The sequence below is a fragment of the Hymenobacter elongatus genome, from assembly GCF_004745955.1.
In the GTDB taxonomy this organism is placed as follows: Bacteria; Bacteroidota; Bacteroidia; order Cytophagales; family Hymenobacteraceae; genus Hymenobacter; species Hymenobacter elongatus.
In genome coordinates this window covers 14,197-34,185 of the sequence record NZ_SRLD01000023.1, presented here as the reverse complement: position 1 = coordinate 34,185, position 19,989 = coordinate 14,197, and the positions used below count along the sequence as shown (strand labels likewise).

At 57.5% G+C, this 19,989-nt stretch carries 20 protein-coding genes; 10 read left to right on the top strand and 10 right to left on the bottom strand.

Annotated features, from left to right (window positions below; all coding sequences use genetic code 11):
• Positions 1 to 135: 135 nt before the first annotated feature.
• Together E5J99_RS12550 and E5J99_RS12545 are read left to right on the top strand one after the other, a co-directional pair.
• The gene (locus E5J99_RS12550; protein ID WP_135498155.1) at positions 136 to 1,101 is read left to right on the top strand and encodes a sodium-dependent bicarbonate transport family permease; all 966 of its coding nucleotides are present in this window, start codon (positions 136 to 138) and stop codon (positions 1,099 to 1,101) included.
• Positions 1,102 to 1,125: 24 nt separating this feature from the next.
• Positions 1,126 to 1,359 carry a hypothetical protein gene (locus E5J99_RS12545; protein WP_135498154.1) on the top strand — a complete coding sequence of 78 codons (234 nt, stop codon included), beginning with the start codon at positions 1,126 to 1,128 and terminating at the stop codon, positions 1,357 to 1,359.
• A 282-nt stretch (positions 1,360 to 1,641) separates the two neighbouring features.
• On the opposite strand, the gene gldG is transcribed toward E5J99_RS12545, so the two are convergent.
• The 4 genes from gldG to E5J99_RS12525 all read right to left on the bottom strand — a co-directional run bounded on the left by gldG (position 1,642) and on the right by E5J99_RS12525 (position 6,031).
• Positions 1,642 to 3,351: a gliding motility-associated ABC transporter substrate-binding protein GldG gene (gene gldG, locus E5J99_RS12540; RefSeq protein ID WP_135498153.1), complete on the bottom strand. Its 1,710-nt coding sequence runs from the start codon at positions 3,349 to 3,351 to the stop codon at positions 1,642 to 1,644.
• Positions 3,352 to 3,513: 162 nt separating this feature from the next.
• Positions 3,514 to 4,239 (bottom strand): gliding motility-associated ABC transporter permease subunit GldF, encoded by a 726-nt coding sequence (gene gldF / locus E5J99_RS12535; RefSeq protein ID WP_135498152.1) that lies wholly within the window; start codon positions 4,237 to 4,239, stop codon positions 3,514 to 3,516.
• Positions 4,240 to 4,388: 149 nt separating this feature from the next.
• Complete coding sequence (gene gldA, locus E5J99_RS12530) at positions 4,389 to 5,297, bottom strand: gliding motility-associated ABC transporter ATP-binding subunit GldA (protein WP_135498151.1); 909 nt, start codon at positions 5,295 to 5,297, stop codon at positions 4,389 to 4,391.
• 38 nt (positions 5,298 to 5,335) lie between these two features.
• Positions 5,336 to 6,031 (bottom strand): SDR family oxidoreductase, encoded by a 696-nt coding sequence (locus E5J99_RS12525; RefSeq protein ID WP_135498150.1) that lies wholly within the window; start codon positions 6,029 to 6,031, stop codon positions 5,336 to 5,338.
• A 9-nt stretch (positions 6,032 to 6,040) separates the two neighbouring features.
• On the opposite strand from E5J99_RS12525, the gene E5J99_RS12520 reads away from it, so the two are divergent.
• On the top strand, positions 6,041 to 6,823 hold the full coding sequence (locus tag E5J99_RS12520; protein ID WP_135498149.1) for a head GIN domain-containing protein: 783 nt from the start codon (positions 6,041 to 6,043) through the stop codon (positions 6,821 to 6,823).
• Between the two features lie 144 nt (positions 6,824 to 6,967).
• On the opposite strand, the gene E5J99_RS12515 is transcribed toward E5J99_RS12520, so the two are convergent.
• Complete coding sequence (locus tag E5J99_RS12515; protein WP_135498148.1) at positions 6,968 to 7,681, bottom strand: SDR family oxidoreductase; 714 nt, start codon at positions 7,679 to 7,681, stop codon at positions 6,968 to 6,970.
• 113 nt (positions 7,682 to 7,794) lie between these two features.
• Between E5J99_RS12515 and E5J99_RS12510 the strand changes: the two genes are divergently transcribed.
• A complete protein-coding gene (locus E5J99_RS12510) occupies positions 7,795 to 8,526 on the top strand; it encodes an MlaE family ABC transporter permease (protein WP_135498147.1) in 732 nt (243 codons plus the stop codon).
• Between the two features lie 111 nt (positions 8,527 to 8,637).
• The gene (locus tag E5J99_RS12505; RefSeq protein ID WP_135498146.1) at positions 8,638 to 9,447 is read left to right on the top strand and encodes an ABC transporter ATP-binding protein; all 810 of its coding nucleotides are present in this window, start codon (positions 8,638 to 8,640) and stop codon (positions 9,445 to 9,447) included.
• A 77-nt stretch (positions 9,448 to 9,524) separates the two neighbouring features.
• Here E5J99_RS12505 and E5J99_RS12500 read toward each other — a convergent pair whose 3' ends face one another.
• The 4 genes from E5J99_RS12500 to E5J99_RS12485 all read right to left on the bottom strand — a co-directional run bounded on the left by E5J99_RS12500 (position 9,525) and on the right by E5J99_RS12485 (position 12,855).
• Positions 9,525 to 10,070: a YfiT family bacillithiol transferase gene (locus E5J99_RS12500; protein ID WP_135498145.1), complete on the bottom strand. Its 546-nt coding sequence runs from the start codon at positions 10,068 to 10,070 to the stop codon at positions 9,525 to 9,527.
• A 208-nt stretch (positions 10,071 to 10,278) separates the two neighbouring features.
• Positions 10,279 to 10,902, bottom strand: a complete 624-nt coding sequence (locus E5J99_RS12495) for a bifunctional nuclease family protein (protein WP_135498144.1) — start codon at positions 10,900 to 10,902, stop codon at positions 10,279 to 10,281.
• A gap of 122 nt (positions 10,903 to 11,024) precedes the next feature.
• The gene (locus tag E5J99_RS12490; protein WP_135498143.1) at positions 11,025 to 12,002 is read right to left on the bottom strand and encodes an electron transfer flavoprotein subunit alpha/FixB family protein; all 978 of its coding nucleotides are present in this window, start codon (positions 12,000 to 12,002) and stop codon (positions 11,025 to 11,027) included.
• A gap of 112 nt (positions 12,003 to 12,114) precedes the next feature.
• A complete protein-coding gene (locus E5J99_RS12485; protein WP_135498142.1) occupies positions 12,115 to 12,855 on the bottom strand; it encodes an electron transfer flavoprotein subunit beta/FixA family protein in 741 nt (246 codons plus the stop codon).
• Positions 12,856 to 12,933: 78 nt separating this feature from the next.
• Between E5J99_RS12485 and E5J99_RS12480 the strand changes: the two genes are divergently transcribed.
• From E5J99_RS12480 to E5J99_RS12470, 3 genes are all read left to right on the top strand, one after another.
• Positions 12,934 to 13,272, top strand: coding sequence for a tetratricopeptide repeat protein (locus tag E5J99_RS12480; protein ID WP_135498141.1), 339 nt, complete (start codon positions 12,934 to 12,936; stop codon positions 13,270 to 13,272).
• Between the two features lie 154 nt (positions 13,273 to 13,426).
• Positions 13,427 to 14,272: a transporter gene (locus tag E5J99_RS12475; RefSeq protein ID WP_135498140.1), complete on the top strand. Its 846-nt coding sequence runs from the start codon at positions 13,427 to 13,429 to the stop codon at positions 14,270 to 14,272.
• A gap of 43 nt (positions 14,273 to 14,315) precedes the next feature.
• Positions 14,316 to 14,732 (top strand): hypothetical protein, encoded by a 417-nt coding sequence (locus E5J99_RS12470; protein WP_135498139.1) that lies wholly within the window; start codon positions 14,316 to 14,318, stop codon positions 14,730 to 14,732.
• Between the two features lie 122 nt (positions 14,733 to 14,854).
• On the opposite strand, the gene E5J99_RS12465 is transcribed toward E5J99_RS12470, so the two are convergent.
• Entirely contained in the window at positions 14,855 to 16,201 is a 1,347-nt protein-coding gene (locus E5J99_RS12465; protein WP_135498138.1) for a M20/M25/M40 family metallo-hydrolase, read from the bottom strand.
• Between the two features lie 460 nt (positions 16,202 to 16,661).
• Here E5J99_RS12465 and E5J99_RS12460 point away from each other — a divergent pair, with 460 nt between their 5' ends.
• Both E5J99_RS12460 and E5J99_RS12455 read left to right on the top strand, forming a co-directional pair.
• Positions 16,662 to 17,594, top strand: coding sequence for a hypothetical protein (locus tag E5J99_RS12460; protein WP_135498137.1), 933 nt, complete (start codon positions 16,662 to 16,664; stop codon positions 17,592 to 17,594).
• 53 nt (positions 17,595 to 17,647) lie between these two features.
• Positions 17,648 to 19,951, top strand: coding sequence for a zinc-dependent metalloprotease (locus tag E5J99_RS12455; RefSeq protein ID WP_135498136.1), 2,304 nt, complete (start codon positions 17,648 to 17,650; stop codon positions 19,949 to 19,951).
• Positions 19,952 to 19,989: the final 38 nt, after the last annotated feature.

Genomic DNA, 19,989 nt, shown 5'->3' with positions numbered 1-19,989 from the left:
TCGTGATTGTTTTACTAGCACAAAAGTTACCTTTGCAGCCATTTTAGCACTGTGCGCAACAGGTGGCCGGTGGTGCCAGCCTGTGGCGAAGTAGTGTACATATCCCTTTTTCCTGCCTTTTTTCTTGTTCTCCTTATGGACATACCCCTACTGATTTCGAACCTAACCAATCCCACGCTACTCTTTTTCGTGCTCGGCATAGTGGCCACGGTCGTTAAAAGCGACCTGGAGATTCCACCATCTACTATCAAGTTCATTTCTCTCTACCTGCTATTTTCCATCGGCTTCAAGGGCGGTCAGGAACTGGCCCATAGTACTTTCAGCGCCGAAATACTCTACTCTTTGGGCTTTGGGCTGCTGCTGGCAGGCTTGATTCCCCTGTATACTTTCTTCCTGCTGAAGGGACGGCTAAGTATCGCCGACGCCGGAGCCGTGGCGGCGGCTTATGGCTCGGTAAGCGCCGTCACCTTTGTATCGGCCGTATCGTTTCTCGATGGTCAGAAGCTGCACTTTGGCGGGCACATGGTAGCCGTGATGGCCTTAATGGAAGCGCCGGCCATCATTGTGGGAGTTATTCTCATGATGCGCTACGAGGCTCCCTCGGCTGAAGCGGCACCTCGGCTGGGTCCCATCGTGCAACACTCCTTCACCAACGGCAGCGTGCTCATGGTGCTTGGCAGTCTCGTTATCGGCCTCATTGCCGATACCAAGCAGGCCGACGGGATCAAGCCTTTCACCACCGATATCTTTAAAGGGTTCCTGGCAATCTTTCTACTTGAAATGGGTATGGTTACGGCCCGTCGCTTTGCCACCTTCCTGCGTTATGGGCGCTTCGTTACGGGGTTTGCCGTGCTGGTACCCTTGGTAAATGGCTGCCTAGTAGCGGCTCTCAGCCACTTGGTAACCGACAGTGTAGGCGACCGTTTCATCTTCGCTATTCTGGCAGCTAGCGCTTCTTACATTGCCGTACCGGCAGCGATGCGCCTGGCTGCTCCCACAGCTGACCCGGGCCTGTATTTACCAATGGCACTGGGTGTTACGTTCCCTTTCAATATCACAGTGGGCATACCGCTGTATTTTGCCATCGTTCAGCATTACTAGGGCCGCTCTGCGGGGAGGAGCGTATTGGGCGCCAGTCCTGTCATAAATGCCCGGCGCGCCTGGACCGGCCCGGTAGCGAACCCCGCCCGCGAAGAAAACGGGCTGGCCCTGTTCGAAGGCGAAGCTGTAGGTGGCCTGCTCTACGACTGCGGCACCGGGCCACAAAAGCCGCTGGAGGCCCGCATTGCGGGCCTGGAGCGGGAAGCGGCGGTGCTACAGGAGCTGCTGGAGGGCCTGCCAGAAAGCAGTAGCGCGTAGTGCGAACTTGGTGGCTACTTCATCCTCAGAATTTTCGGATTTATACCTTCCCAATTTAGATGACATGTAGAGGCTATTTAAGAAGTCTGTCGAACGTCATGCAGCTTGTCGAACGTCATGCTGAGCGCAGTCGAAGCATCTCTACCGCATTAGTAATCAATGCCGACTCAACGAAGCGGTAGAGATGCTGCGACTGCGCTCAGCATGACGTTCTGAAGTGATTATACCGACTTCCTAAATAGCTTCATAGCCTCCTCATGGCTAGTAGCAAAGCAGGCGGTTTTAAAACCGGGCATACCGCTGCTTTCTCCGCCACGTCCGCACAGCGCCGAACACGCCCAGCAGCACCAGCGGCGCTACCAGGTTCAGGAGCTGCCAGCGGCTTTTTTGCTCGATGACCTTGAGCTTATCCAGGGGGCGCAGGGTAATTTGCTTGCCGCGCACACTGATTAGGCCGCTTTCGTCGAGCATGTAATCAACGGCATTGAGGACCAGCTCGCGGTTGGCGAATTCGGTGTTGGCGAGGCGGTCGAAGCCCAGGCGGTAGGGGTTGCCGGTTTTGGGGTCCAGCTCCGAGCGCACGAAGTCACCGTCGGACAAGACGAGCACTTTCGCGGGCTTGCTGCCGGGAGAAACAGCGGGCTGAAAGTTACTGGTGCCGGGCTCGGCCCGGTTGGCGTAGAGGGAGGCAAACTGGCCTTCGAGCAGATAGCCCACTGGCTTGAAGCGTTCCTGGTAGAGCTTTTGGTTGGGCTCCAGGCGGGCATCGTTGAAGTTGACGGGCACTGGCGCGGGCAGCACGCGGGTGTAGCGCGAAGTGAAGAGCAACGGCGTTTTGCGGATACCGGCGGCCTTCACCGTGTCGATGGTGCTGACGAACTTGGTGTACACCGCGTCGAGGTTGCGGGTGATGGGGTGCTTGCTGAAGTTGTTGATGAGTGGGTAAAACTGCCACGGCATGGCCTCTACTTTGGGCTTGTTGCCCTCGGTGCCCGTTACCAGGGGAATCACGCCGGAATTGAGGTCGAGCAGCAGATCGGGGTTGATGCGCGCGCCGTATTTGAAGAGCAGATCATCCAGGTTGAGTTGCAACGGGAAAGACAGCATGCCGCCCCGGTTGGCGCTATCCAGATTCACCCGCATGGCATCCACGAAAAACAGCGCGTGGCCGCCGTGCGTGATGAACTGGTCGAGCCGGAACTTCTCGGCTTCGGAATAGGCCGTGGAGGGCTTGGCCACGATGATGGCGCTGAGCGTGCGTAGGTCCTGGGGCCGCGTTTTGCTGAGGTCTACCCGAAATACGTCGTAGAACTGCTGTAACGAGCCAATGATGTCGCCAGCTTCGGCGTTGCTCAGCTCGCCGTGGCCTTCCAGCACCCCGATGCGCTGGCGCTGGCCGGGGTTGAGCTTCCGGATGGCGCTGGCCACTTCATATTCGAGGCCTTCGATGCTTTGGTTGAGGCGCACGTCGGAGGGGGCCGCCTGGTTGCCGCGCAGCAGCAGTACCTGCTGCTCCTTGCCGCCGCCGGCCACGGTGGCCCAGGGAAAAATAATTTTTTCGACGCGCTTGCCGTTTTCATTGGCCCCGAGGTTGGTGGGGCGCAGGCCTTTTTTCAGCAGTGCGGCATAGTACTCGTTGCGGGCCTTTTCGGTGCCGGCCGCTGAGGGGTCGACGAACACGTAGTGCAGGTTGGAGCCGCCGTACACCTGCATTTCGTTCAGGGTTTCGCGCACGGCCTGCTGCAGGCGGCGGAAGCCGGGCGGAAAGTCGCCATCCAGATACACCGTAACCGTGACGGGCTGCGGCAGATTTTCGAGCAGCTGCTTGGTAGCCCCAGACATAGTGTAGCGCTTTTCCTGGGTCAGGTCGAGGCGAAAGAAGAACTGCTGGCCCAGGAAGTTGAGCAAGAGCAGCCCACCTATCACTACTAGAAAGTGGATCAGGTCGCGGCTTTTGCGGGTTTGGGGCGTTGTGGCGGGTTGTTCGGGCATATTCTTTCGTGGGCCCCACCCCAACCCCTCCCCTTCGGGAGAGGAGCTCTAGTTCTAAAGCGGAGGCTAGAGCAAGGAGTTTCAGGAGACTTGCGGCGGACAAATACTATTTAAAATCTAAAGCTAGAGCCCCTCTCGCGGAGGGGAGGGGTTGGGGTGGGGTTACCAGTTGCGGCTTTGCAGCACCAGCCTGGTAGCCAGCAGCAGCCCCACAATCAGGCTGAGAAAATAGGTCAGGTCGCGGGAGTCAATCAGGCCTTTGCTGATGTCGCGGTAGTGGGCGGCAATACCGAGCTGCCCGATGTAGTAAGCCGGGGAACCGTCGAAAACAGAAGCCAGGGAATCGAAGCCGGAATACACCAGAAAGCACCCCACCACGGCCACGAGAAACGCAATGATCTGGTCGCGGGTAATAGCGGAGGCGAAAATGCCGATAGCCGCGAAAACCGCCGCCAGCAGCGCCAGCCCCAGGTAGGAGCCGACCGTCGCGGCCGAGTCGATGTTGCCGACGGGGTTGCCGAGCTGATACACCGAGTAATAGTACAGCAGCGTGGGCACCAGAGCCAGCAGCGCCAAGAGCAGGCAAGCCAAGTACTTGCCCCCAATAATTTGCCCGTCGGTAAGCGGCCGGGTGAGCAGCAGCTCGATGGTACCAGCCTTTTTCTCCTCGGCAAAAGTGCGCATGGTAATGGCCGGAATCAGGAACAGAAAAATCCAGGGAGCCATGTTGAAAAGGGTTTGCAGGTCGGCGTAGCCATATTCCAGCACGCTACTATCCGGAAATACCCATACGAACAGGCCGGTGGCCACCAGAAACACCCCGATAACCACATAGGCCACCGGCGAGCTAAGGAAGGCGTTGAATTCTTTGCGGAGAATGGCAAACATCAGGTATGGAATAGATGTGAAGCTTGTCTGTCGTGCAGCGGCGAAGCCGAAGCATCGCGCTTGCACTGGCAATCGAGACCGGGGTAACGTCAGCACGCGAGGGGTCTCGCCTGGGCTCGACAGGACAGCCTGTTGTAGTCACGCATTATTTATTTCGTCAGCTCCTGAAACACCTGCTCCAACGACTGCTCTTCCTGCCGCAGCCCGAGCAGTACCCACTCTTGCTGCGCCGCCAGGCGCGAAATGGCCCCGCGCAGATCGGCCCCGCCCGCCGCCCGAATGCGGTAGCGGTTGCCCGCTTCGGCTTCTACGCCCAGTATTCCGGGCAAGGCCCGCAGCGGCGCAGTATCGATGGGCTGCTCAAACTCGGCGCGGATGATAGTTTCGCCCGCCGCCCGGCTCCCCAGCGCCGAAACCGGGCTGTCGGCCACCAGCTGGCCCCGGTTGATGATGACCACCCGGCTGCACAAGGCCGTGACTTCGGGCAGAATATGAGTGCTGAAAATAACGGTTTTGTCCTGGCCCAGCTCCCGGATCAGGGTCCGGATTTCGCCAATCTGATTCGGGTCGAGGCCGGTGGTGGGCTCGTCCAGAATCAGTACGCCGGGGTCGTGAATGAGGGCCTGCGCCAAACCTACGCGCTGCCGGTAGCCTTTCGACAAGGCCCCAATGAGCTTGTTCTGCTCGCGGCCCAAGCCCACGCGGTCTACCATTTCGCGCACCCGGCTCCGGCACCGTGCACCGGTGAGGCCGTGCACCGAGCCGATAAATTCGAGGTACTCGTGCACGTACATATCCAGATATAGCGGGTTGTGCTCGGGCAGATACCCCACGCGACGGCGTACTTCTAGGGCATCGGTCTGCACGTCGTAGCCGTCGAGCGTCACGGTGCCGCTGCTGGGCGGCAAGTAGCCCGTGGCTATCTTCATCGTCGTGGATTTGCCCGCACCATTCGGCCCCAGAAAGCCCAGAATTTCGCCTTTGCCCACCGAAAATGAAATACCATTGACGGCCGCCTGCGTCCCAAAAAGTTTACTAAGCTGTTGTACTTCGACCATGGAGTAAGCGTGTCCTGAAGCCGGGTGGTGCCCGGGAGTTATTTTTTCGGCTGCAACGGCCGCATTTCAATATCCACCAGATGGAAGTTGAAAGGTGTTTGCAGGGCGTAGATAATAGTAGCGGCAATATCCTGGGGTTGCATCATCGAAGCATTGGCCGCAGTGCCGGGAATTTCGTCAAAGAAGTTAGTTTCGGTGGAGCCCGGATACAGGCACGTCACCTTGATACCATCGGCCCGCACCTCTTTGTACAATGACTGCGAGAAGCCCCGCACCGCGAACTTCGTGGCGCAGTAGCCACTCATTTTCTCGATGCCCGTGGTGCCGGCAATGGAGCAGATGTTGATAATATGACCCAGCTGCTGCTTTTTCATCTGGGCCAACACCGCCTTCGTGCAGTAGAACAGCCCGTGCACATTGGTGTCGAACATCAGCTTCCAGTCGTCGGATGAGAACCCGTCGACTTCACCGGAAATACCGAGTCCGGCGTTATTGACCAACACGTGAATTTCCTCGCCCAGCTCCCGGCGCGTATTCACGTAGGCTTCCTGCACGGCCACCTCGTCGCGCACGTCGCAGGCGAAAAAATGAAACCGCTCGTGCCGCAATCCGGTGGGGGCGGTGCGGCCCCAGCCCGCCACAATGGCTCCGTGGGCCAGCAAGGCCTCGGCCGTAGCCCGGCCAATTCCTTTGCTGACGCCCGTCAGAATGGCTATCTTGCCCGTCAGGTCCATAGTGTAGAGATGTTTCGGAGTAGCATTTGGTCGCAAGTTAAGCGCACGGCGCGGGTTTATAGTGCTGGCACCGGCCTGGCGGCCGCAGCGCTGGGCGTGGCTGGCTGCGGCGACGGCCACGAGATGGATTGCCTGAAAAGTACCGGCAAGGTAGTGACCGAGCGGCGCGACCTGGCGGCGTTTCAGGTAATACTAGCCTACGACAACGTGGATGTAACGTTGGTGCAGGACGCGGCAACCTACGCCGAAGTGCGGGCCGGCAAAAACCTACAGGAAGATATTGAGCTCAGGGTGGAGAACGGCGCGCTGGTTATTCACAATACCAGCCGCTGCAACTGGGTCCGGACCTACGACACGCCCCGCGAGGTTACGGTGCATCTGCCTAAGCTCCACGATATATTTCTGCGCGGCCAGGGCAACATCAGCACTGCCAGTAACTTCCGTGCCGATTCGCTCTTCTGCCACCTCGTGGGCGCCGGCGACTACGACCTCGACATCACCAGCCAGTACGTGAACCTGGATATGTACGAGTTGGGCAACATCAACCTACGAGGCGAGGCCGACGAATTCACGATGCTGGTGGGGGGCAGTGGCACCTTATACGCCGATGGCCTGCAAACCAAGCGCTGTTTTTTTCGCTTCAATGCTGATAGTGAGGGCAATGCCCGCGTACGCGCCACCGAATTTCTGGGTGGCATCAACGCGGGCGTGGGTACGTTATTTTACCAGGGTGCCCCACTCAAAACCGACATCAAAGTGACCGGCAAAGGCCAGGTAGTGCAGCAGAAATAACGTCGGACTGCGAACGTTCACCGGTTTTCGGCTTAAAGCACGTTTAAGATTATGAAGCTGTTTAGGAAGTCTGTCGAACGTCCTGCTTGATCTGGCGGCCGCGCAGCCGAAGCCGGACAGAACAATAACCTCCCCAATAGGCTCCTATAAGTCGCCGAGCTGCGGGCGGATGAGCAGTTCCTCAATCACGGCCTGTGGCGACAAGGAATACGCGCCAAAAACCGCTTCAGCGACGTCCTCGGCTTTAATAAATCGTTCGGCAGGCAGCTCCACGCCTTCCCAGCTGGCCGTGAGCGTAGCGCCGGGCAAAATGGCCGTCACGCGCAGGTTGTGCTCCTTTAGCTCCTCCCGCAGACTCTTGGTCATGCCGTAGAGCGCGAATTTGGCGATGCTGTAGGAGCCGCCGTTGGGATACGCCATAATGCTGGCCGTAGAGCACATATTAAAGATGTGGCCCTGCCGACGCGCTATCAGGCCGGGCAGCAGGGCGCGGGTTACGTCGTAGGCGCTGTAGAGGTTCACGTCGATCATCTGCCGCAGCTGCGAGCCGTCGGCGGGCTCATCCTGCAGCCGGCCGGGAGTAAACGCGCCGGTATTGTTCACCAGCACCTCAACCGCTACGCCCAGCGCCTGCACGAAATCGGTGAAGCGCCTGGTTTCTTCCGGGCGGCTCAGGTCGGCGGCCAGCGTGTGCAGCACTGCGCCGGGAATTTCCTGGCCCAGTGAGGTTGTGAGCGTGGCCAGGTCGGCCGCCGACCGGGCGCAGGTGACGACGCCAAAGCCAGCCCGGGCGAAGCGTTCGACGATGGCGCGGCCAATTCCTTTCGTACCTCCCGTGACAACGATATATTTTTGCATTCCTTTGCTTGTGGTTTTGGTTTTTACGTATGGGGAGCTGGCCCTACGCTGCGCTTTGGCCGCCTAGCTCCAGCACCGCAAGTTTCTGCTTTTATCCTTTCCGTTTTCTTTTTATGGTCAAAACCTTCGGTGAATTCCTGATCTTCATGCAAAGCATGCTGGTTCGGAAAGAGCGCTTCAAAGTGCTGTGGCAACGCATGCTCGACGAAGCCATCCTGATCGGCATCGACTCGGTATTCATTGTCGCCATCGTCAGTGCCTTTATCGGGGCCGTTACCTGCGTCCAGATTGCCTACAACCTCATCAATCCCCTGATTCCGAAGTCGACTATCGGCTTTATGGTGCGCGAGATGACGATTCTGGAGCTGGCTCCTACCATCACCAGCATTGTACTGGCCGGCAAGGTAGGCTCCAGCATTGCCGGGGGGCTGGGCACCATGCGCATCACCGAACAGGTCGATGCGCTGGAAGTGATGGGCATCAACTCTGCTTCCTACCTGGTGCTACCCAAGATTGTGGCCGCCATGCTGATGTTTCCGCTGCTGGTTATTCTGGCGATGGTGCTTTCCATTATGGGCGGCTACTTGGCCGGCACGCTGTCCGGGGCCATGTCGGCGCAGGAGTATATCGAGGGCATCCGCACCGACTTCGTGCCTTATAATATTGTCTTCGCTCTCATCAAATCGGTCGTATTTGCGTTTTTGGTGTCGGCAATATCGTCGTATAAAGGCTACTACACCAAAGGCGGCGCGCTGGAAGTAGGCGCGGCCAGCACCGGGGCCGTTACCAACTCCATTATTGCTATCCTGCTGGCCGACTACGTTTTGGCTGCGGTTCTGTTGTAAAAGAGCACTGAAGTTAGGCGGTTCAAGGTCGCACGAGTATTCTGTTGCTAGGGGCACAGCTCCCCGGCGTTGCAATCCTCGGCCGGCTGTTCTTCGTTTCTAAGACCTCACATGATTGAAGTTCATAACATTCAGAAAGCCTTCAATGGCAACCCCGTGCTGAAGGGAATCACCTGCACCTTCGAAACGGGCAAGTGTAATCTGTTGCTGGGCGGCTCCGGCACCGGCAAAAGCGTGCTGCTGCAGTGCATTGTCGGGCTCATGAAGCCGGACCTGGGCAGCATTACCTTCGATGGTCTGGTGTTCACTAATAACAAGGTGGATATCAAGCAGGAAATCCGGCGTAAAATAGGAATGCTCTTCCAGGGCGGGGCGCTGTTCGACTCGATGACGGTGTACGAAAACACCGAATTTCCGCTCAAGATGCTCACGCCCGAGATGAGCAAGGAGGAGCGCCGCGACCGAGTGGAGTTTTGCCTGAAGCGCGTGGGCCTCGAAAACGCGGGCACCAAAATGCCCTCCGAAATATCGGGCGGCATGAAGAAGCGTGTCGGTATTGCCCGCGCCATTGCGCCCAACTGTACCTACCTGTTCTGCGACGAGCCCAACTCCGGCCTCGACCCCCAGACCAGCATCAAAATCGATGAGCTGATCTACGAAATCACCCACGAGTACGGCATTACCACCGTCGTCATCACCCACGATATGAACTCCGTTATCGAAATCGGCGACCATATCATCTATCTGCACAAAGGCCAGAAGCTCTGGGATGGCAACAAGGACGAAATCCTGAATACGACGGTGCCTGAGCTGAAGGAATTCATCTTCAGCAGCAGCTTGGTGCGGGCCGCCAAAAAGGTAGACGAAGAAGCCCAGGGCGGCTTGGCTGCCGCTACTACCGACGAGGCCATCAATATATAGCCCCGCTCCTACTCAATACTAAAAAAGCCTCATCAAGAATTTGATGAGGCTTTTTTACTGCTTGTACGCTATAGATTTTAAAACCCTGCCCGCTGGCGTAGCGTCGTAATATGCGCCAAATGGTGCTGCCCGTGCCAGGCGTACATAGCCAGCGCCTGATCCAGCGAAAAGCTACGCTGCGTACCGGGATGATAAAAGGTGCGTTGCCACTGCGCATCGGTAAGCTGGCGCAGCAGAATGGTCCAGCGGATGTGGAGAGCCTCCAGCAGCGCCAACGACACCGCTACGGGCGTCGCCGCTACATCGGGCAGCTCGGCCCAGGCCTGCTCGTCGTAGGGCCGCACGGTGGGGTTTTCCTCCGTGAGAGCCAGCCGAAAGCGGGTGTAACAATTCAGGTGCGAATCGGGCAGGTGGTGCAGAACCTGGCGCACTGTCCAGCCATCGGGGCGGTAGGGCGTGTCGAGCTGCGCGGGCGTGAGCCCCGCTACGGCGGCGCGTACTTGGTCGGGCAACACGGCAATTTTGGCAATCAAAGCCAACCGGGCACCCTGGCTCAACGGCTCGTCGGGCAAGGAAGCGTGACCAATTGGATAGCGCAGATCTGGCGTAGAAGAAGATTCCATTGAAGGCAGTTTGGGTAGAGGTGGCAAGGTGCTGAAAGCAGTTTAGTCCGCTTTAGGGCTCGGCGATACAGATATCAGTGAGCATTGGAATGCTCAGCTAGAGAGAATCGAAGGGGCTTCTTCACAGGCGCTGGCTTCTACCACAAGAAAACTAAGAGAAAAGGCTTCCCTGCTGCAGGGAAGCCTTTTCTCTTAGGGGGCGAAGCCGTTAGCCGTTGCGCTTGTTGAGTTCGTCCCGGATTTTAGCGGCTTTCTCGTAATCTTCTTTTTCGAGGGCCTGGGCCAGCATTTTAGTTAGCTCATCCAATGAAACCTGCCCGCTGGGGTCGCGAGGCGCGGGTTCGGGCTTGGGCGCGCCCGAAGCGTCATCCTCGTCCTCGTCATCGTCTTCGTCCGCATCGTCCTCGGTGGTTTCATCCAGGTCGCTGAGGATGATACCGGCTTCGCTCAACACGCTTTCAACGGTGAAGATAGGCACGCCGAAGCGCAGCCCAATGGCGATGGCATCACTGGGGCGGGCGTCTAACTCGAAGGTAGTAGCGCCATCGGTGCATACTATCTTGGAATAGAATACGCCCTCCTTCAAGTCAGAAATCAGCACCTCCAGCACCGCAACGTGCACATGCTCGGCAAACGACTTGAACAAGTCGTGGGTAAGCGGCCGGTTCGGATTGATTTTTTCAATCTGGATAGCAATGCTTTGAGCTTCGAACATGCCAATGATGATTGGCAGACGCCGGTTGCCGGTCTTTTCCCCCAAAATCAGGGCAAAAGAGCCGGACTGTGACTGGCTGGACGAAAGGCCCAGAATTTCGAGCTGAATTTTTTTCAAGGTATCTAGGAGCTTAGGGTCTTGGGAGCTTGGGGGCCCTGAGGCGGGGAAACTTACTTATCGTTTTAATAAACTCCTATTCAAACGACAAGTAAGCCCCTGCGCACGAGGCGTCCAAGACTCTAATTCAATTCCTTAATGGCTTGAGTAAGTTTGGGCAATACCTCAAAAACGTCTCCCACAATGCCGTAATCAGCGGCCTTGAAGAAGGGGGCTTCCGGGTCTTTGTTGATTACGACAATTACTTTCGAGGAGTTCACTCCGGCCAAGTGCTGAATAGCGCCCGAAATACCGCAGGCGATATACAGATTCGGCGACACGGTGATACCCGTCTGACCCACGTGCTCGTGGTGGGGACGCCAGTCGACGTCGGAAACCGGCTTGGAGCAAGCCGTAGCCGCCCCTAGCGCTTTGGCCAGGTCTTCAATGAGGTGCCAGTTCTCGGGGCCTTTCATGCCCCGACCACCCGATACCACGAGGTCAGCCTCGGGCAGCAGCACGCCGCCGGCCTGATCCTGCATAACCACCTGCTTAGGCGCGTCCACGAAATCGGCATCGGTGAGGCTGGCAGAGAAGCGCTCTACCTGCGCCACTTGGCCCGCGTTGTGCAGGGCTTCGATGGAGTTCTTCTTGACGGCCAGAATTTTCCGCTCGCCCATCAGTACCACATCGGCAAAGGCTTTGCCCGAGAAAGCTCCGCGCTTCACCGTGAACTGACCACCGTTATTTTTCGGCAGCTCCACTACGTTGGTAGCCAAGCTGGCCTGCAGGCGCACCGACAAGCGGGAACCCACAGACGCCCCGATGTTGGAATTAGCCAACACAATAACCAGCGAGCTTTCTTTCTCGGCCGCACCAGCAATAAGCTTGGTGTAGGCTCCGTTTACGAAGTCTTTCAGGCGGGGCTCAGCGTCGTAGAGCACTTTGCTGATGCCCTGCTCGCCGAGCTTGGCTAGGTTGGCTTCGGTGGCCTCCCCTACGGCTACGGCCGTGGCCGTAGTGCCGAGCATCTGGGCCACCTGGCTGCCATAGGAAGCCACTTCCAGCGAAGATTTCTTTACCTCGCCGTTATCACATTCAACTACAACTAGAACGGACATATTTTTTCAAGTAAGAATTAATAATCAGCAATTAAGAAATGTTTCGACTGCAACAGACAACCCTGTCAATCAGCCAATTATTCATTCTTAATTCTTAATTATTAATTGATTTTTAAATCACTTTGGCTTCGTTGCGCAGCAGCCTGATCAACTCGCCGGCGCTTTCGGCGGGAATTAGTTTTACACCCTGCTTTTTGGGCGGCAGCGCAAATTCGGCCACCTCGGTGCGGGCACCTTCACCCACGGCTTCTACGACTTTCAGCGGCTTGGTGCGGGCCGTCATAATGCCGCGCATGTTCGGAATGCGGGGCTCGCACATCGGCTGCTGGCACGAGGCCACAAACGGGGCGCTTACTTCCACGATTTCCTTGCCGCCTTCGATTTCGCGCTCCAACGTGGCCGTCGAGCCGCTCATATCGAGCTTCATGGCCGGCGCTACAGTCGGGATGCCGAGCATTTCGCCTACCATGCCGTGCACCTGAAAGCCATTGTAGTCAATGCTCTCCTTGCCCATCAAAATCACGTCGTAAGCGCCTTCTTTGGCTACGGCGGCAATCTGCTGGGCTACAAAGTAGGCGTCTTTCGGCGCGGCATTTACGCGAATAGCATCGTCGGCCCCAATAGCCAGCGCTTTACGGATATTCGGCTCGGTGTCGGCTTCACCAACGTTGAGCACGGTAACGGTGCCAGCACCCTGTGCTTCTTTGAGCTCAATGGCACGCGTGAGGGCATATTCATCCCAAGGATTAATCACGAACTGCACCCCGGCCTTGTTGAACTCCTTATTATCGGGCGTGAAGGTAATTTTGGTGGTCGTGTCGGGGACGTTGCTGATGCAAACGAGAAACTTCATCGACGGCTGCTTGTGGATGGGAGATAAACTACGGGAAAGCCCCTAATTTCGGGCGAAGATACAGAAAACTCCCTCCCGATGGATACTACGCCCACCCGCTTACAGCAACTGCTAGGCTTTTATGCCGAAGATCCGAACGACGCGTTCATCATCTACGCCCTGGCTACTGAATATCGGACGACGGAGCCCCAACGGGCGATGGAGTACTATCAGAAGCTCCTCGATGAGCATCCTGACTACGTGGGCACGTATTATCACGCCGGCAAGATGCTGGAGTACTTACAAAATCCGGAAGAGGCCGAAAAAGTTTACCGCCGGGGTCTGCAAGTAAGCCGCAAGGCCGGACAGATGCACGCGGCCAGTGAAATTCAGCAGGCCCTCAACCAACTCCTGGGCCTTGATTACGAAGATGAATAGGCTGTGTGGCACCTGTTGGTTTACTGGCGTATATGAATCTGCCGCAAGCACACAGCCTGGCGCTTCTCAATTGTAACCTAAAGGGAGAAAGTGCGTTTAAAACGGGCTTCACCCCTCAAACCGAACTATCTGGCGCTACGTAGTGTCGGGAGGCATGCGTAAGACCACTCTGCTGACCACTGCCGCGCTGTTGCTCGGCGGCTCTGCCCGCATCTTGGCTCAGACCACCGACCCAACCCTCGGGAACGAAGACACGCCTTTCGTGCGCAATATCCGCCCCGACCGGCCCGGGCAAACCATTACTACCAGCATGCTGGTTCCCGGCCAGTTTCAGCTCGACGCCGGCGTGAGCCAACCCGACCCGTTTAGCCCAGGTAGCGCCCGCAACCGCGCGGTTGCTACTGGCTTGCTGCGCATTGGGTTCTTCAACACAATTGAGCTGCGGGCTTCGCAGAGCTACAGGTCGCCGATCCCGGTAGCTATTGGCAGCGAACCAGGCAGTGGCGGCGGCACCCGATTGGCTTCAGGCTTCATGCCGCTTACGGTTGGAGCAAAGTTTCTGGCTTCTACTACTCTCAATGCCCGCTCCCAAGTGGTAGTGCTGGCCGAAATGACGCTGCGCAACGGCGACAAATCATATCAGAGGAAGGTCATGGAGCCGGCTGCGCGCTTGCTGGTATCGCAGCAGCTAGGGGAACGGTTTGGCCTGGAGGCGAACTTTGGCTTTCGCCAGCAAGGCTTTACAGCGGCCGATACGAAGCGGGGCACCTATCTGGGCACGCTGGCCCTGAATGGGCCGTTGGGCAATTCTTTCGGCTTTTTTGCCGAAACCTATGCTACCTGGCAGCAGCAAACGCATGCGCAGCCGGGCGTTACCTCGGGGCTGTACTGGCGGCCATGGCCTGGCGTGCGGCTTGATGCAAACATGGGCCGTACCTTTTCGGGGGCTACAAGTGGTGCCACGTTTGGCGGCGGACTCAGTCTTCGCCTGCCGCGCTGAATCGGGAGGTGGCGCAACGAAATAAGGTAAGCATACCGTAGTGATGGTGAAAATCATTGGAATTTATTTTGGTATTAATAAAAGATTTATTTATACTTGTCTTATAAAACAGACATCAACTACTGTGGCCATGAAAAGCTATTCCACCTTCTTGCTCTCCTTCGGTTTGTTGCTTCTGAGTTATTCGGGGGCTACAGCGCAATCGGTTATCAATGTGCAGTACCGGCCAGATAGAGGGCTCAGCGACCCCGAACTGCCAGATCCACGGTATGCCGGAGCAGTGGAAGTGAACGAATTGAAAGAGAAGGTCCAGATTCTTACCGATGCATATAGCCGCCTGGTGGAACAGCATAATATCCAGGCGGACAGATTACACGCTTTGGAGCGTCTGGTCCGGATGACGGGGCCGCCACCAGCCAAGACGTTACCTAACTCTGTTATATCTATCAGGAAGCTATAAAGCAGCCTTATCCTACGCTTTTTGATTGTTAGCAAGTGTGGTTATGCTTATTGTAGCCCAAAGCAAAGCCCTACTCAGGTCAATGAGTAGGGCTTTGCTTTGGGCTATACTTTAGCTGTAGGCTAAGGCCGCTGGCCGGCAGGTTCGGAACTGATGCGCGTGGGAGTTTGCTGGCCCGATACGATGCCCGAGGCACTACGCGCAATAGCCGTTATAACGGCCGTCATGTTGGGCAAGTCCAAACTTTCAATCTCGTCATCCACGGTGTGGTAGCGCTTATCAGTCGGAATCTGGTCGGTGCTGATGGTATGGGCCGGAACGCCCAAGCGGGCCAGGGTGGCATTATCGGAACGGTAGAAAAGGTTCTGCTCGGGATACGGGTCAGGCTCGAAACGGAAAGGCGTGCCGGTCAGGTTACGCTGCAGCAACTTGCCAAAATCCGATTTGTCGTAGCCTGTAATGAAGGCGGTATTAGGGCCAAATTTGGCCTGTTTCCCAATCATCTCGATGTTGAACATAGCCACGATCTGCTTGGCATCGAGCTGGCGGGCAAAATACTGGGAGCCAAACCCACCGATTTCCTCCGCAGTGAAGGCCGAGAAGATAAGCGTCCGGGCGTTGTCGGCTTTGTTCTTGAAATACTCGGCTAGAGCCACCACGGCCGTTGTACCGCTGGCATCATCGTCGGCCCCATTGGCCACTTTGTCGCCGTCGACGGGCTCAACCAAGCCAAGATGGTCGTAATGAGCGGAGAAAACAATCATTTCAGCGGCTTTGGCTTTGTCATGGCCCGGCAGTACGCCCACTACGTTGCGGATTTCGAGTGGACGAACGGTGCAGTTGGCCGCTACCCGAAATTTAATACCCGCGTTTGGCGTAGCCGTCAGAACAGCCACGCAGGAGTAGGGACCAGGTTTTTCGGCTTGTATTCGGCCCCGCTTGGCATAGCTGGCTAAGCGCTGAAACTCCTCGACGTGCGCCGGGTCCAGAATAACGATTAGGTTTTCGCTCGGCTCCATAATCTGCCGATATACCTGCGCGGGCAGCGTTTGGGGCCCGAGAACCATAACGCGCGCGGCAGGGTCATCCTCACTGGTCCAGTTCAGGTGAGGCTGCCCGGAGACCAGCAGCGACTTGTCGGCCGGAATATTTACTCCATTAACGGTGACATATAGAGCTGCGGTTTTGCTTTCGTAGACGGAAAATACCTGCTCGTAGCCCGTGATGCCCGGCAACGAGCTTAATCCCAACCGCTGAAACTCGCTGGCCAGAAATTGCGCGGCCTTCAGACCGCCGGGCTGCGTGGAGGCACGGCCTTCCATGTCGTCGGCGGCTAGTACGCGGGCCACCCGCTCTACGGTAGCGGCAGAAACGCCTGGTGCAGAAACCAGTGGGGAAGCTTTTTTTTGCGCAACAAGAGTAGTGGAAAGCAGAGCGAGGAATAAGATGATGAGCGGGATTTTTTGCATAACGCAAATTAAGCCTTTTGATAAGCTTTCGATGAAACACAGGCCAATTTTGCGTGATTATTCTACTTTTTCCAGCGGTTATCCCGCTTTTTCCGCGTGATTATATCCTTGATTATGGCTGCTCCAGATCCGCCGAGCCCAAGGCAGATAAGCTGCCGCTGACTGTAACATCACAGTGGGTAGACGCCTCTAACAATAACACAACGCTGTAGAGCTGCACCGTTTTGTGGCTCGTCACTAGCATATCACGCAACGGCAAGCCACTAAATGGTGCGGTTTTATAGCATTCTGGCGCGCCAAAAGTCAATCCGAGCAGCCGGTAGATCCACGGAATAAGGCAGCAGTTGGACACACTTGAGCGAGTTCAATACTCCCATGCATAGTCACGCAACCTGTTGTTTATCCTGATTTTATAATTTATATTACAATTAATATAATATTTGTAATTAAAAAAAGCGTCATGACAAACCTAGCTGGCCGGGCGCATCAACTGCTGTTGCTGCTGTGGGGACTTCTTTTGACGCAAGTAAGCCAAGGGCAGGACCTGATTCAGGTGCGCGACAGTTTTGGCATCCGGGCATACGTGGTGGATATCACGCCGCAGGAAATTCGCTACCGCTTCACCGATGATACCTTGGCCAGCGTGCGGGCAGTGTCCGTTAGCCGGGTGCGCTTTGTGCAGTTCGCAACTGGGCCGCTCCAACCCTTTCCGCTACCCAACGGGGAGCTGCCGGCCTTCCTGCAGCGGCCTGCCTCGGTCGTGGCGCTGGCGCCGCGCTCCATAGCGGTAGTGCCAGCAGTTGCAGCGCGCCCTGCGGTTGCTCCGGCTTCGACGGTGTACCGACCTATGCGGGCTCCGGGGCTGCACCATTTGTGGCGACTGGAAGTAGGCCTGGTTACGACTATGGGGTCGGCTCCGGCTTCGTTCGGGCTGCGGGGCGCGGCCGAATGGCCCGTGTATGCCACCAAGGACCTGACCCGCTCCTTGCATCTAGGCATGCTGCTGCTGGCGCACCGGCCGCCCCAGCCCACCGTCGATTCTTTGCGGCCGGCAGCACTGCTGGCCGAATCCCATGTGCTGCCTTTTCTGACTGCCAGCTGGCGTCAGCGCCTGGGGAGCGGTGTTTACGTGGTGGGGCGGCTGGGGCTGTCGCCGGGCCGCGTGGTACGGACCCCGGCCTATGACCCATTTGAGCGGAAGCTGCGCTACGACAATCTATTTTTTGGCGGCGGCAGTCAACTGCTGGGGCTTTCAGTAGCCGTCCCCTTCAGCCGCATACGCCCTTGCTTCGGGCTGGTGCTGGGGGCCGAGCTATATCGCAGTGCTTTCACTGCTGATGCGGCCCGGTATCGGCAGCACATGCGCCAGCTCAGTCTGGGCTTCACTTTCTGATTCGCTGCCCGAACCCGCAACGGAGGTCTTTTTTCATCTCAGCAACCACGTATATGGCAAAATATCTACTCCTGCTGCTCTGTTGCCTGCTCCGAACCGTTCCAATGCAGGCGCAGCACTTTTCCTGCGGCACCCCACCCTTAACGGAGGCGGAGCGGCAGGTGATTCTGCAGCGCATCCTACCGGTGCAGCAGCAGCTGGCTAGCCGGCCCGCCGGCACTGTTAATTACGTACCCATCAAGCTCCATATGGTGCGGCGCGACGATGGCACCGGCGGCCTGACGGCCCTGCAGGTCATGAGTCGCATAGCGGAATGTAACCGGTCATTTATTGCGAGCGGAATCCAGTTCTACTTCTGCGGAACCGTGAATGAAATCAACTCCACGCGGTTCTTCGATGACTTCAACCCCAGTATCGAGCCGTTGATCTGTCCGCAGAATGACGGCGCCACAGTGCTCAACATGTACATGGTAAACAAAGCCCGGATCGGCAATTTTCAGGCAGGCGGCTACGCATACTTTCCGGGCGGGCCTCGCCGGTTGATTATCACCTATGGTAGTGGAGCCGGAGTGGGAGTCTATGAGCATGAGATGGGCCATATTTTTGGTTTGCCGCATACCCAGCAGGATAGTAATAACCCGAATACAGCGCTGCGGGAGCTAGTGCGCCGCACCAACTGCGCTACTACTGGCGACCTGATCTGTGATACCGCCGCCGACCCGTATGACCGTCCGGGAGCTACCAGCAGCGGCTGCCACTACACGGGCACCATCACCGACGCCCTCGGCGACCTGTACCTTCCCCCGACAACCAATACTATGTCATATTGGTGTGGGTTGGAGTTCACGCCCGAGCAATATGCCCGCATGCGGGCCGCCCGGGCCGCTTCGTATGCCGGGCTGAGTTGCGGCGCGGTTTCGCCCGGCGCCCCTACGGCGCTGCTGGCCACTGCTACCGTATCGTCGATAGAGCTACGCTGGGCGGCCTCGCCAACGCCGGTGCTGGGCTATTATATAGAGCGGGCCAGCTCCCCCACCGGCGAATTTGCCTCCATTGGGATGGCGCCACCAACAACGACCACCTTCACGGACACTAAACCCCTAACCACGGTGGCGTTTTACCGCGTGAAGCCCGTGAATGCGGAAGCATCGTTCAGCAATGTGGTGTCGGCCACGATGCTACCGCTGGCGTTGGGCAACTTTGGGGCTACCCACCAGGGCACACAGGCGCAGCTTAGCTGGTCGACGCTGGTGGAGCGCGACAACGTGTATTTTGAGGTGGAAGCCACGCCCGCCGGCGGCGCTGCCCGCTCCCTGGGCCGCGTCACGGCCCCCACTACAACCACCCCAGCCCAGCGTACCTACGCACTGGCCGACCCGCAATTTCTGACTTACAACGCCGACTCGGTGCACTATCGTCTGTTGGGTGTCGGCGGCACCGGGTTAGTTACGCAGCTGGCCGTGCAGACCTTGCGCCCCAAAACGCTACAGTTTCTGACCTTCAAAGGCGAACATCAGGACGACCAGGCGACATTAAGCTGGACCACGGGGGAAGAATACGGCAATGCGTATTTCGAAGTGGAGGTGCGGCCCCGGCAAGGCACATTCAAGCCGCTGGCCAAAATCAACTCCCTGCCGCTCAATGGGCCTAACGCCATACAGAATTATGCGCTGGCCGACCGCCAGCTGTTGTTTTATGCCACCGACACGGCCTATTACCGGGTAAGCGGCACCACGGCGGCGGGCAAAACCAGTGTTCTGACCACCAAAGCCGTACCTGTTCGGAAAATAGACTTCCGGGGGCTGACGGGCCAGTATGAGACCGGCCGGAATATAGCCGCCCTCCGCTGGGTTACCGGTGAGGAATTCGGCACTACGCAGTTTGAAGTGGACGTGCGGCCTGCGGGTGGCCCTTACCGGCTGCTAAGTCGCTTGGAGGCCACGCCGGGCATGCCCAGCAAACCGCATGAGTACGCCCTGGAGGACCCCGCTTTCCTACTGTACCAAGCCGATTCGGTGTATTACCGCCTACGTGGCATCAATCGGGCCGCGCAAACGACTACGCTGGCCACCTTGGGGCTGCGAGTGGCGTTGGGCAATACGTTTGCGCTGCAGGCAGCGCCCAATCCGTTTCAGGCGACCATTCAGGTGCAAGTTGTAAGCTCTCGGGCCGGTATCGGGGAGGTGGTTGTGCACAATGCGCTGGGGCATATTCTGGTCCGGACGCCGCTGAAGCTGGCGGCGGGCCTCACGCTGCTCACTATTCCGGCACAGCCCACCTGGGCCGTCGGCATCTACTTCCTGAGTGTGCGCCAGCAAGGTGCCATCCGAACCATGAAACTGATGAAAGCGCCATAAAAAAGGGGAGCCCCGCACCAGTCGGTGCGGGGCTCCCC